This is a genomic window from Varibaculum prostatecancerukia (assembly GCF_943169825.2).
GTDB classification, from domain to species: Bacteria; Actinomycetota; Actinomycetes; order Actinomycetales; family Actinomycetaceae; genus Varibaculum; species Varibaculum prostatecancerukia.
In genome coordinates, this window is sequence record NZ_OW968402.1 from 1046034 (window position 1) to 1059184 (window position 13151).

A 13151-nucleotide genomic window follows, 5' to 3' on the forward strand; every position below is an offset into this window, starting at 1 on the left:
TGCTAATGGTGCTTTTGGGCGTGTTGCTCACCATCGGAACCGCCCTATTTGTGGCGGCTGAATTCTCGATGGTGGCTTTAGATCCTGCCCAGGTGGAAGGGCGAGCCAAACGTAAAGAAAAAGGCGCTGCGGGAGTGTTGAAATCTCTTCGTCACTTGTCCACCCAGCTTTCCGGGGCACAGGTCGGAATCACTCTCACCACTATTCTTTTGGGATATACCACCCAAAATGCGCTCACTGCGTTATTTGCTGAGCTATTGCAGGACGTTAAAATGGCGGCTTCCCTGGCCACAGCGATTGCAGTGGTGGTGGCGTTGGTACTGGTCAATGCCTTTTCTATGGTGTTCGGGGAGCTGTTCCCCAAGAATCTGGCGCTAGCGAAACCTTTCGAAGTGGCGCGGAGGGTTACTCCGCTGCAACGAGGGTTTACCTTTTTATTTAAACCAATAATCACGGTGTTGAACGGGCTTTCCAACCACGTCGTGCGCGCCCTGGGGGTAGAGCCAATGGAGCAGCTGTCTTCGGCACGGTCGGCCTCGGAATTGGCGGCGATGGTGCGTCACAGCGCAGAAGAAGGTACCCTCGATCTTTCAACTGCCACGATTTTTACCCGCTCGGTGGGCTTGGGCAAACTTTGCGCCCGGGATGTGATGACCGATCGGCGCCGGATGGATTCTTTAGAAGCCGGACAAAGCGCCGAGGACGTGGTGGAACTTTCGCGGAGCACGGGACATTCTCGTTTCCCGGTACTGGGGGAGGATGCGGACGATATCCTCGGCCTGGTGCATTTACGTCGGGCAGTAGCGGTGCCTTTTGCTAAGCGGAAAAATGTGCCGGTCACTGCCCAACCCCTGCTGGTAGAAGCACTTCGAGTTCCGGAAACCGTACGCTTGGCGCCGCTTTTAGTGCAGCTGCGAGCCGCTAATTTGCAAATGGCGATTGTTGTCGACGAGTACGGCGGTACCTGCGGAATCGTTTCCCTAGAGGACGTAGTTGAAGAAATCGTAGGCGAAGTGGCGGACGAACATGATCTGCGGCGGCGCGGAATCCGGCTGGAAGGAAAGAATAAGTGGCTGGTCGATGGGGATCTGCGCCCCGATGAAATCGCTGACCAAATCGATGTATTGTTACCTGATGATGGCCCTTATGAAACCGTAGCCGGGTTAATGCTAGTTATTTTGGGGAAGATTCCCCAGGTGGGGGAGAGCGTTAAAGTGCGTTCGCACACTTTGACAGTGGCGCGGATGGAAGGACGTCGTATAGAAAAAGTTTTAATAACTGCGGCAGCCCAGCCAACTACTTCTGAAAATGCGCAAATTCCGAGAAATCTTCGCCGGATTAAAGGCGGCGAACAGGATGTCTGATTGGCTGGCTTTATTAGTGGCTTTGATCTTGCTGGCAGCTAACGCATTCTTTGTTGCCGGAGAATTTGCAGTCACCTCAACCCGGCGCTCACAAATCGAGCCCCTTGCCGCGCAAGGGAAACGAGGAGCCAAGGCAGCTCTATGGGCGGTAGAACACGTTTCGCTAGTATTAGCGGTAACCCAATTGGGGATCACTTTGGCTTCCACCGGCTTGGGAGCGGTTGCGGAACCTGCCCTTGCCCATTTGATTGTACGATCTCTGAAATTCTTCGGGGTGCCTTCTTCGCTCACCCACCCGATTGCCTTTGTGTTTGCGCTAGTGCTAGTGGTCTTTCTCCATATTTTATTAGGGGAAATGATTCCGAAGAATCTCACAGTGGCAGCTGCGGTGCGGGTTTGCTTGGTAATCTCCCCGCATATGGTGCGGATTGCCCGCGCGGTGCGTCCGATTGTGCATGCGTTGGATTCCACCGCTAACTGGTTCGTGAAACTGGTGGGGGTTACTCCCCGCTCCGAGGTTGCTCAATCTTTCACGGTTGAAGAGGTAGCCGCGATTGTCGAGAAATCCACGGCGGCAGGGACTTTGCGGGATGACTTAGGGCTGCTATCTGGCACTTTGGAGTTTTCTAAAGAGGACGTACGTTCGGCAATGATTCCCCGCAACCGCTTGGTTACTTTGACCTGGCCACTTTCGGCGGCTGATTTTGAGGCCGAGGTGGCGAAAACCGGGTTTTCTCGTTTCCCAATCAGCGATGAATCCGGGACTCTGCTGGGGTATTTGCATATTAAAGACGTGATTTTTGCTGATTCTGTTGCCGCGCGCGAGGCTCCCCTAGAATCCTGGCGGATTCGCGTCCTACCTGAAGTTGCCCCGGATGAAGAGGTGGAGGACGCCCTGAGAGTAATGCAGAAAACCGGGGTTCACTTGGCGAAGGTAATGGAAAACGGTGAAACCTTGGGGGCTATTTTCCTTGAAGACATCCTGGAAGAGCTGGTGGGGGAAGTCCGCGACATTATGCAGCGTAACGATAACTAGCTAAAAGACCTTAGCATTTAGTTAAAAATCGTAATGCAGATATCTGTCCCTCGTTATACTGGGTAATCATATTGTTTTCCCATCAATAGAAAGTCTGTGGCTATGGATAGGTGTCCCCGTTGTCAGAGTGTGTTTTCAGCCGAAAGTGGTTATTGCCAAAACTGCGGATATCGTCCAGATAGCCAGTTTTCGCCAGGAAATGATCAGACGAGAATGGTGGGGCAAAACAGTGCAGGAGCCTCTGCCTCACCTGTGGGGAGTGGTCAGCCTGTGGGCTCTCCGGTACCGCCGGTAGCTCCCGTACCGCCGGTGGCTCCTCCAGCAAGTTCTGCCCCGGGCTATGAATCACAGTCGTGGCAGCAGCCGGTTTACCCGGGGGCAAATCCCGGGAAAAGCGGGGGCGCTCCAAGTTATTATCCGCCTTCTCCCAATGGGGGTAACGCCGGTGGGGATGGGAACTTGCCGGAAAAGTGGTATCGCAATAAAAAGACTTTATTGACGGTGATTATTGGGGCGGTAGCGGCTATTGCTTTGGTTTCCGGGATTGCCTGGGCGGTTAGTGGTTCCCCTAAACCGAAACCCACCGTCGCCAGCAGCCCCAGCAGCGAAACCACCAGCGAAACCCCTACTCCCGAGATTACGCGAGTGGAGCTGCCTGCGGAATTCACGGGTGGAGAGAATAAATATGATTCCAATTGGCGATGGCAGGGGGGAGCCATGGTTACAAAGATTGAGCACCAAGGGGAGGTAAAGAGTCGCAAGTTTTATTTTCAAGTGTGGACTCCACAGTTGAAAGAGGGAGCAGCGGCATGCGAATTTTCGCCCGCTCAAGGTGGAGAAAAGACAACCGACAACGATATTACGGTAACTGCCACCTACGGGGATAAACCGACGGTTTTTGTGGTTTATACGATCCTTACCAAGGCGGTGGGAACTTCTCCGGAAACTGTTCACCTCTATGCCCAAGAACTAGAGTTGCCGTCGTGTACGGCTAAGCCCCGCATAGACCTGCAAACCGAGGCCGATAACGTGGTAAATGATCGACAAGATTATGACTACGAAGTGTTAGGTAGGTCAGAAAAAAGTATTGCGGTAGCCAAGAGATGGATTACTCAGCAACCATCTGATACCGATGAGACAAATCTATATCATATACAAGTTATGGCGATAACTGAGGGGCAGGCTAAAGCTACCGCGCTACAGGAAGCCTCTGGCAGTATATATACGCTCGTTGTTCGTACCAGCAATACCAATGATATCTATGCCATTGCTACGGATAAACGTCGTTTTTATTCAATTGATAATAATAAAGTTATATTCGAACTTCCCTTAGATTTTGAAAATGGGATGACGAGTTGCAATTTTGAGACATCACCCCCTGATGGTGACCTCGCTTTATTTAGGCTCAGCTCTGAACTGTATTTATATAGCTGTGAGGGCGAACTAGATGGTGATAATTACGTTGGGGGTACGTATATCGTTAACTCCACTAACGCGAAAATGACTCCTCTTACTAGTTTGACTAAGTTTTCTTCCGATGTGGACTACCAGAAGGCGCGTTTTCGGCAGTTTAAAGATGGATCCGTACTAGTTACCAGTTCTGATTTTATCCAAGCATTTTTAGTGGGTACCGACGGGAAGGTAAGTGAGATATTAGACCACGCCCAGTGGGAACGGCTTTTGCATAACCAAGACAGTCACTTCGGAGATGTTAACTACCTAAACAACCAGTTCTATGTACAAACTACCGATGAAATTTTAGCGATGGATTTGACCGGCAAAAGCTTGAAAACCCTAACGATGGAGCCAAATATAGCTTCTCTAAAGATCGATGCAACTAAGGTTAAATGGATTGCCTGGCAAAGCCCGGATGATAAATATAAAAACTCTGTGACCCTAACCACCGGCGCTTTGCCTGATGAATCGGAGGATACAGACTAGCTGGGCTATGTCCTAGGGATAGGTGATGCCCTCCCAATCAAACTTTCTGTTTTCTAGAAAGCTCTCTTCTGTGCAGCGTGCCTTAACGCCATTGTTGGGGGCGGTAAAACGGTTAGAGCATGCTTTCGGTTTTGAATATGGCGCAATAGTAATTGCCCGTTCTGGATAAAATGTTACAAATTCGTTATCATTTCAGGGTTGGTTAATTTTCCCGGAGGAAGTACGTATGGTGCAATCGGCTACGCCTAGAGGTTCTCGCCGTGCAGAACGCGTACGCCGGCGGCGGCTGCAGCGCTTTGCAGCCATTCCCCGCGCCCTGGTGATTTTAGGGTTAGCCACCGTTACTATCGTTGCTCCGCTCACCGGATTTGTGCAGGCTCAAAAACCCGGACTGATGACCGCGCATGTGCTCTCCGTTGGAGACGGCTCTAAGAGCTGGGCAGAGAGCCCGAATAAGTTGGCCAGTGGAGACCTAGAGACCGGGTTGATACCTGATCCCGCGGCCAATACTCGCGCGCGTATTTTGAGCGCGGATCCTCAGTGCCAATTCTCTAACGTAGGTTCTGGTAATAAAGGCTCCGAACTAATGGCGAACGAGGGCGCAATCCTATTTCCCCTGGAGCGCGGAACCTTCCAGCAAACCTCTCCCTTTGGGGAGCGTATCCATCCGATTTCTGGAATCCGCAAGCTGCATACCGGAACCGATTTTGCCGCGCCCGCCGGCACCACTATCCACGCTATGACCGATGGGGAAGTAGTCTTTGTCGGTCCTTTAGGTGGAGGCGGAAACGCAGTCCGAGTTAAACATTCAATTAATGGCAAGATTGTTTATTCACAGTACAAACATATGTTGAATGGATCGTTTAGGGTCGCGGTAGGGCAAAAAGTAAAAGCTGGCGACCCTCTCGGTTCAGTAGGGTCAACTGGAAATTCCACCGGTAACCATCTGCACTTTGAAATAATGCCAGATCAGGAAGAAAACTACATAGATGCCGTTCCCTGGCTAGAATCCCACAACTTCCGGTATATAGGGCAAAAATGCAATTAAAACCGCAGGTGATTGCCCATCGAGGCGGCGGTGGGGAAACCGTTGAGAACACCCGGGAATCTATTCTTTATGCGGCCTCTTTGAAAGTTAGCCGTTTTGAAACGGATGTGCGCGCCCTCAAAGACGGAACCGTAGTCCTGCAACATGACGTGCAGCTGAAAAATCCCTGGGGGGATTCGCGTGAAGTTGGGGAACTTACCTCCCGCGAATACTTTGATCTTCGCGGCCCACAAGGTCAGCGTCCGATTTCGCTAAAAAGCGCTCTGGAAGATTTCCCAACCCTCGCCTATAACGTCGATATTAAAGAGCCTCGCGCCCTACCGGGGGCTTTGCAAGCAGTTAATGATGCGGACGCTTGGGAGCGGGTAGTTTTTTCTTCATTTTCTACTAAGACCCTGCGCGAAGTACGAAAACGGCATCCCTATGCACAAACTTCCCTGTCGCCGTGTGAAGTCTTAAAAGCAGTTATCGCTGCCCGCACTGCTGATACCCAGTTACTTCAAATTTCGGGAGCCTTTGCTCAGGTACCCCTGAAGTGGCGGGGAATCACTATTGTTGACCGGGCATTTGTTGCCTGGAACCATAAGCGAGGAATTCGGGTAGAGCCCTGGACTGTTAACGATGAGCAAGAAATGCGGAAGCTGGCGCGCCTGGGTGTAGACGCGATTATGACTGACTATCCGACGCGTCTAAAAGCGGTGCTTTCCACGATGTAGTTAGCCGCGCCCTGGTAGAGTTGAGGCATGAGAATTCATGTAGCCTGCGATCACGCAGCATTTGACCTAAAAGAAGCATTGGTTACTCATCTTCAAGATCAAGGTCTTGAGGTAATCGACCACGGGGCTAAAGAATATGATGCCCAAGATGACTACCCCAACACCTGTATTCCCTGTGCCGAAGCCGTCCTCGCAGATGAGGGCTCCCTGGGAGTGGTACTCGGGGGATCAGGCAACGGAGAACAGATAGCAGCAAACTGCGTTAAGGGAATCCGGGCAGCTCTGGCTTGGAGTCTGGAAACCGCTAAGCTAGCCCGCCAACACAATAACGCTCAGATTGTGGCTGTGGGAGCGCGAATGCATGAAACCTCCCAGGCGCTGGCCATAATTGATGCTTTCATTGCGGAACCATTCTCCGGGGATGAGCGTCATCAGCGGCGCATTGATTTAATGACCCAATATGAACAGGAAAAATAGTTCCCCAGTCAAGCATCTAGAAATCCCCAGGGCGTGTCTGAACGAGGTTTATTACCCTGGGGATAAAAGCAGGGAACCGCTGCTGGCGGGGGTAACATTCACGGTTAGGCCGGGTGAGATGCTGGCAGTTATTGCCTCAGCTCCCGTCAATACCGCCTTAGTAAACTTGATTTCCGGTCTGGATAATCTCCAATCGGGCAGTATTGAAATCGAGGGACAAGATCTAGGGGAAATGAGTCCCCAGCAGCGAGCTTGGTTGCGGCGAGAAAAGGTCGGCATAGTAATGCCCTCGGGAAACCTAGTGGGTGGGTTAACTGTCGCCGAAAATATAGCGCTGGTTTATGAACTTTCTGGGATTCATCACCAACAGGCGCTTTCACGCGCTGGGGTAGCTTTAGCAAATGTTCGCGCCTCTGAAATTGGGGATCACTATCCCCATCAACTAGGGGTTTTCAACCAGCAAAAAGTGGCGATAGCCAGAGCCGGACTCGGGGGAGCGAAACTGATATTAGCTTTCGACCCAGATTTAGAACTAGAACCTGAAAAGGGAGAGCAGATTTTGGATCTGCTGCGCAAGCAAGTGGAAAAGGGCGGTTCTTGCTTGCTGCTTACCGAACGAGAATCACTAGCAAGTTTCGCTGATCGCTCCTTGAAAATTCAGTCCGCAACGGTAGCTGTAGGGGAGCAGGATAATGACTAGAGCCGGTTTGACTTGGAGATTGGCTTACAAAGGTCTCAGCCGTAATGCTCGCTATACCTGGTTAGTATTTACTCTGGTTGCAATAGCTTCTTGTCTCATGACTGTGGTCACGATCTCGCAGGTCACCCGGGATCCGATGGTGGCTTCTCCTCAAGAGGCTGTTTTTCCGGCGGCCAGCGCCGCGGTGGTGTACCGTCCGAAGCTCACTTGGCAACAAGTGGACGGTCTCGAGTTTTCAACTGTAGACGGACAGCGGCAATGGGAAATCGGGGAAGGGGCAAATCCTTTTATTCCCGACAATCAAGATCTCGTAAATGTTCTAGGCAAAACTCGGCTGGAACCTCTGATTTTCGCCTCGGGAAAGTTTATGCCTGCCAGCTCTCAGGCAGATCGCGCAGATCTTGCGGGGCTGGCTGGAAACTGGCAACTTTTAGATCCGCTTGCAGATACGGTGGTAAAAGGGAAAAATCCGGTTAAAATTGACGAAATTTCCTTAAGTCGCAAAACCGCGAAACAGTTGTCCTTAAAAGTGGGGGAGGAAACTTTCGGCAGTAAAATCTGCTCTGCTAACACTTGCCTAAAGGATAGAAAATATCGGGTGGTGGGGATTTTTTCGGCACCGCACAGCCATTGGCAACAGTTTCGATTGGCGACAAACGCAAAAAATAGTTTCCTTAAATCCTCCGCTGGCTCAGAAAATCAGGAAGTTAGACCTAGCTGGCCATTCGCTAAACTTAACGACCAGGAAAAGAAATACCCTTACTTTATTTACTCCTTCCAGGTATTAGCGGATACTGATATATCTCCAGAACAAAGAAGCAGGTTGAATACTGCGCATTTGCGGGTTATCAACATTTACGATCAGCCATATTGGGATTTTGAAGCGATTAGTTTCGCCCAGCGCACCTTGCTTTTCTTACCCGCGGTGGCAGTCTACCTACTGGGACTATTCTTCCTTAACCTGCCGGCCATGAACCGTCTGGTGTTTAGACAACGCGAGAGTTTTCAAGTGCTACGACGTGTTGGCGCTTACCCTCATCTAATTCCCCAAGTTTTAGCAGCTCAAGCTATATTACTGGGGATAGGTGGAAGTGCCGCGGGCGTTATAGTTGGCTACGCTCTGCAACAAATCATCATTAGTCCCGATACTGGTGCGCCTCATATCGTATTATTCTTCCTAGCTTTAGCGGCTGCCCTCGGGGTTTTGTGCTGCGTATTAGCAATGCTCCGGGCGTTGAAAAATACCCGGAAAAGTCAGCGGCCGATAATAGGTAGATAGAGAATAAACCCGGGATTAAAACCTTTATACCTGGCGCTATAAGAGAGGGCGGGGATAGCAAACGCCCCATCCCCGCCCTCTAGAACAGCTAGAGTTTTTTTGGTTATAACTTAACTAGCGAGTACACCTGTTGTGCAATCGCAAGCTCCTCATTAGTGGGAACTACCAGTACCTTTACCGTTGAATCGGGGGTAGAGATGATTGCTTCGCGGGAGAAATGTTCTTTATTGACTTCCGGGTCAATTTTCACTCCCATAAAGGCGAGGCTATCGCACAGTCCGGCGCGAACCCCGGGATCGTTTTCGCCAACTCCGGCAGTAAAAGTGAGAGCATCTAGCCCGCCCATGACTGCCCAATAGGCACCTACGTACTTGACCAGACGATGCAGATAGATTTCCATCGCCATTGAGGCCTGCTCATCTCCCTCTTTGATTAGCTTCCAGATCTCACGCATATCGTTATGGCCGGTGAGGCCTTTCATACCGGAGCGCCGGTTGAAGAGTTCATCGATTTCATCGATACTCATCTTGCCTTCCCGGTACAGGTGGAACACTGCTGCCGGGTCGATATCGCCGGTGCGTCCTCCCATGACTAGTCCCTCTAACGGGGTTAGTCCCATGGATGTTTCCACCGGGTGATGACCGATAATCGCCGATGCTGACGCCCCGTTTCCAAGGTGTAAAACAATCTGTTTTAGATCGGAGGTGCCCAAGATAGAACGCACTCGGTGGGCAACGTATTGGTGGGAAGTACCGTGCGCACCGTACCGACGAATCCGGTATTTTTCGGCAACCGATCGTTTCAGGGCGTAGGTGTAGGCCTTTTCTGGGAGGTGATTAAAGAAGGCGGTATCGAATACCGCCACGTGCGGAACTTTGGGCAGGATTCGTTTAGCAGCATCAATCCCTTTCAAATGCGCGGGATTATGCAAGGGGCCAAGGGGGCAGAGTTCCTCAATCAGGGAGTACACGGTCTTATCGATGACGGCTGGTCCAGAAAAATAGGGGCCGCCTTGCACGATGCGGTGACCTACCCCGACTACCTGGGAATCTTCAAGGGAGGGACCGATTTTTTCAAAAAGGTCTTCGACAACCGCCATTCCCTCTAGGTGGTCACGGACTGGCTGGCGCATTTTCTTTTCTTTATCCTGATAGACGTGCTTGATGCGACTGCGATCCTCGCCAATTTGTTCGACGACTCCGTAAGCTATTTCTTCCCCGCTTTCCGGGTTAATCAGCTTGTATTTAATTGATGACGAACCCGAGTTAATCACCAGGATGGTATCGTTTTCCATACTTTCCTCCTCCTTTAGGGGATTATTCCTGCGCCTGGATGGCAGTAATAATGATGGTATTAACAATATCGGCAACCAATGCTCCGCGCGAGAGGTCATTGACCGGTTTATTTAATCCCTGCAAAATAGGTCCGACTGCGACGGCTCCGGCGGTGCGCTGCACGGCCTTGTATACGCAGTTTCCAACATCAAGATGGTTGAACACGAATACGCTGGCCTGCCCAGCTACCGGAGAGTCGGGGCGCTTTGTGGCGGCAACTTTCCGGTCGATAGCGGCATCAAATTGCAAGGGGCCATCCACCGCCAGCTCGGGGTGATTTTCTTTCACCAATTTGACGGCCTCAGCCACTTTAGTAACGGTTTCTCCACTGCCAGAATCTCCGGTGGAATAGGAAATCAGGGCGACTTTAGGGTCAATACCAAATTGGGCAGCGGTTTTGGCGCTAGAAGCGGCGATATCGGCTAACTGATTGCAATCAGGGTTAATCGAAACCGCACAATCGGCATATAGATCCGCATGATCAGAAAACAGCATTAGGAAAGCCCCGGACACGGTGGAAACCTCGGGCTTAGTCTTAATAATCTGGAGGGCGGGACGGATGGTATTTGCGGTGGTGTGGCAGGCTCCCGACACCATGCCATCGGCGTCGCCGCATTCGATCATCATAGTGCCAAAGTAGGCTGAGTCTTTTAGCAGTTCGCGTGCTTTTTCCGGGGTAACTCCCTTGTCGGATCTTAATTCGCTTAGGCGTTGACCATAGCGTTCAATCAGGGATTCATCACTTAAAGAAACTACTTTAGCGCCACTTAAATCAAGCTTGAGTTTTTGAGCGCGGGCGGCCACCTCGCCCTCTTCACCCAGAAGGATTATTTTCGCGGCTGACAGTTTTAGAATCTGCGCAGCTGCCTGCAGTACCCGATCGTCTTCAGATTCGGGCAGCACAATAGTGCGCGGGGCAGCTTTAGCCCGCTCGGTAAGCATCCCCTGATAGGCAAGTGGAGGGATGGCAACACGCGGCGGATTTTGCAGTATCGGGCGGAGGTTTTCCAGGTCAGCGGCGTCTACTTTCGATCCGCTTACCGTGGCTACCGGAGCATGCTCCAAGCCTACCGAAGGGGTGAAAGTGGCGTTGATTAAAATTGTTCCCGCAGGAGTGCCCCCGTGACGAGAAGCAGTTAACGCCATAATACGGCTGGCATTGATGGCGGCTTCCTCATCCATCCCGGAAGCGTCGATCAATAAAATCATGGGTGCCAGCAGGTGAGCGGCGGCGTGGGCGTGAACCTCGGTGATATCTAGACTGGCTGATGTAGCCGAGTAGGTACCGTCATAGAGGACATCCCCAGCGTTACTAAAAGTATCAATTACTTGCTGCGCCGATTGTTCAGATTTGAGAATCCATTCTTCTGGCGAAGGTAATCCTTCTTTAAAAACTTGATGGATCGGGGAATTTCCCAGAAGCTGCGCTAAGGATTTAGCGACACTCTCGGTATCAGTATCTGCCTGTAAAGGAGCTAGATAATAGGATTTGTTCATTGGTGACCTTCCCCTTCTGCTACTTTTTCAGTATCTCCACAGCCAGGCTATCAGGTAAAGTGATAGTAAACAATCAGTATATAACAAGAATTTCTAGATTTTTTGGTTAAAAGTTCAGCGATCTGTTGAAGACCCCTACCTTCAAAAATCCCGGTATGCTGGGATACGTGAATGAATCAAGTCCTAATTGGGTTCGTCCTGTCCTCGTTTTCGATATGGGTGCGCAAACCGCCCAGTTGATTGCGCGGCGGGTACGGGAAGCCCATATGTATTCTGAAATTGTTTCTCCGAAGCTATCTGCCGAACAGATTTTGGCAAGAAAACCCCTGGCATTAATCGTTTCCGGGGGGCCGAATTCTGCATATGTAGACGATTCTCCGCATATCGATCCGCAGCTTTTAGATAGCGGAGTTCCAGTTTTAGGAATCTGCTACGGATTCCAGATGCTCACCCAGATGTTGGGGGGCAAGGTCGCGAGCGCGGGGCGTCATGAATACGGCAAGGCCGAAGCTAAAGTCGCTACTGACTGTCCCTTGTTTGCGGATACGCCCGCCCAGCAAGTGGTGTGGATGTCGCATAATGATGAGGCCAAGGCGCTGCCCCCAGAGGCCCAGGTAGTGGCCAGTTCACCGGGGGCACAGATTGCGGCGTTCGAAGTTAAAGGACGTCCCATTTGGGGGGTGCAGTGGCATCCCGAGGTGCGTCATAGTGAATACGGTAGCCAGCTAATCAAGAACTTCCTGTTCAAAGCAGCCGGTCTGGAGCCTAACTGGGATTCGCACTCTATCCAAGAGCATCAGATTGAGCAGATTCGCCAGCGGGTTGGAAATGCGCGGGTGATATGTGGGCTGTCCGGGGGAGTGGATTCCTCAGTTGCCGCCGCCCTAGTGCACCGGGCAGTAGGCGATCAACTGACCTGTATTTTCGTAGACCACGGTTTGCTGCGGGCTGGCGAGCGGGAACAAGTAGAACGTGACTACGCGGCCTCTAGCGGGGTAAAAATCGTCACCGTTGACGAATCGGAACGCTTCCTCAAAGCTCTGGTTGGGGTAAAGGATCCGGAAGAAAAACGCAAGATTATTGGGCGGGAATTTATTCGCGCCTTCGAGGATGCCCAGCGCGCCCTGGTTAAAGAAGCTGGCGAAGCCGGAGAAGAAATAAAGTTCCTGGTGCAAGGAACTTTATATCCAGATGTCGTGGAATCTGGCGGGGGAGAAGGCGCCGCCAATATCAAGTCCCACCACAACGTAGGGGGATTGCCCGATGATCTGTCTTTCGAGTTGATTGAACCGCTACGTAGCCTGTTTAAAGATGAGGTACGCGCCCTGGGAACGGAGCTGGGGTTGCCGGATAATCTGGTGTGGCGCCAACCTTTCCCCGGTCCGGGCTTGGGAGTGCGAATCCTTGGGGAGCTGACCAAAGAGAACCTGGATATTTTACGTGCCGCTGACCTGATAGTTCGTGAGGAATTGACCGCTGCTGGGCTAGATCGCCAGATTTGGCAATGCCCGGTGGTCTTGCTGGCAGATGTGCGCAGCGTAGGCGTGCAAGGCGATGCCCGTACCTATGGGCATCCGATTGTGATTCGCCCAGTCGTTACCGAGGACGCGATGACCGCCGACTGGTTCCGACTGCCTTACGAGGTGTTAGAGCGGATTACTAACCGGATCACCGGGGATGTTCCCGAGATTAATCGGGTGGTGTTGGATTGCACCTCCAAGCCCCCGGGGACCATCGAGTGGGAATAGCTAGAACTGGC

General features: G+C 51.6%; 11 protein-coding genes. 9 read left to right on the forward strand and 2 right to left on the reverse strand.

Annotated features, from left to right (window positions below; genetic code table 11):
* Nucleotides 1-5 precede the first annotated feature (5 nt).
* The 8 genes from KO216_RS04500 (at nt 6) to KO216_RS04535 (ending at nt 8561) form a co-directional block, all read left to right on the forward strand.
* On the forward strand, nt 6-1364 hold the full coding sequence (locus KO216_RS04500) for a hemolysin family protein (RefSeq protein WP_215524051.1): 1359 nt from the start codon (nt 6-8) through the stop codon (nt 1362-1364).
* Nucleotides 1357-2400 carry a hemolysin family protein gene (locus KO216_RS04505; RefSeq protein WP_215523097.1) on the forward strand — a complete coding sequence of 348 codons (1044 nt, stop codon included), beginning with the start codon at nt 1357-1359 and terminating at the stop codon, nt 2398-2400. The genes KO216_RS04500 and KO216_RS04505 overlap by 8 nt, the downstream gene beginning before the upstream one ends.
* Nucleotides 2401-2670: 270 nt before the next feature.
* The gene (locus KO216_RS04510; RefSeq protein ID WP_215523098.1) at nt 2671-4341 is read left to right on the forward strand and encodes a hypothetical protein; all 1671 of its coding nucleotides are present in this window, start codon (nt 2671-2673) and stop codon (nt 4339-4341) included.
* Nucleotides 4342-4567: 226 nt separating this feature from the next.
* Entirely contained in the window at nt 4568-5389 is an 822-nt protein-coding gene (locus KO216_RS04515) for a M23 family metallopeptidase (protein ID WP_215523099.1), read from the forward strand.
* Nucleotides 5380-6105 (forward strand): glycerophosphodiester phosphodiesterase family protein, encoded by a 726-nt coding sequence (locus tag KO216_RS04520; protein WP_215523100.1) that lies wholly within the window; start codon nt 5380-5382, stop codon nt 6103-6105. Before KO216_RS04515 ends, KO216_RS04520 begins: the two co-directional genes overlap by 10 nt.
* Nucleotides 6106-6132: 27 nt before the next feature.
* Nucleotides 6133-6582 (forward strand): ribose-5-phosphate isomerase, encoded by a 450-nt coding sequence (locus KO216_RS04525; protein WP_215523101.1) that lies wholly within the window; start codon nt 6133-6135, stop codon nt 6580-6582.
* Nucleotides 6566-7282, forward strand: coding sequence for an ATP-binding cassette domain-containing protein (locus KO216_RS04530; protein WP_215523102.1), 717 nt, complete (start codon nt 6566-6568; stop codon nt 7280-7282). Before KO216_RS04525 ends, KO216_RS04530 begins: the two co-directional genes overlap by 17 nt.
* Complete coding sequence (locus KO216_RS04535) at nt 7275-8561, forward strand: FtsX-like permease family protein (protein WP_215523103.1); 1287 nt, start codon at nt 7275-7277, stop codon at nt 8559-8561. Before KO216_RS04530 ends, KO216_RS04535 begins: the two co-directional genes overlap by 8 nt.
* Before the next feature lie 103 nt (nt 8562-8664).
* Here the strand turns inward: KO216_RS04535 and KO216_RS04540 are convergent, their stop codons facing one another.
* Nucleotides 8665-9855, reverse strand: a complete 1191-nt coding sequence (locus KO216_RS04540) for an acetate/propionate family kinase (protein WP_215523104.1) — start codon at nt 9853-9855, stop codon at nt 8665-8667.
* 22 nt (nt 9856-9877) lie between these two features.
* Nucleotides 9878-11392, reverse strand: a complete 1515-nt coding sequence (gene pta, locus KO216_RS04545; protein WP_251451855.1) for a phosphate acetyltransferase — start codon at nt 11390-11392, stop codon at nt 9878-9880.
* A 155-nt stretch (nt 11393-11547) separates the two neighbouring features.
* On the opposite strand from pta, the gene guaA reads away from it, so the two are divergent.
* On the forward strand, nt 11548-13140 hold the full coding sequence (gene guaA, locus KO216_RS04550) for a glutamine-hydrolyzing GMP synthase (protein WP_215523105.1): 1593 nt from the start codon (nt 11548-11550) through the stop codon (nt 13138-13140).
* Nucleotides 13141-13151: the final 11 nt, after the last annotated feature.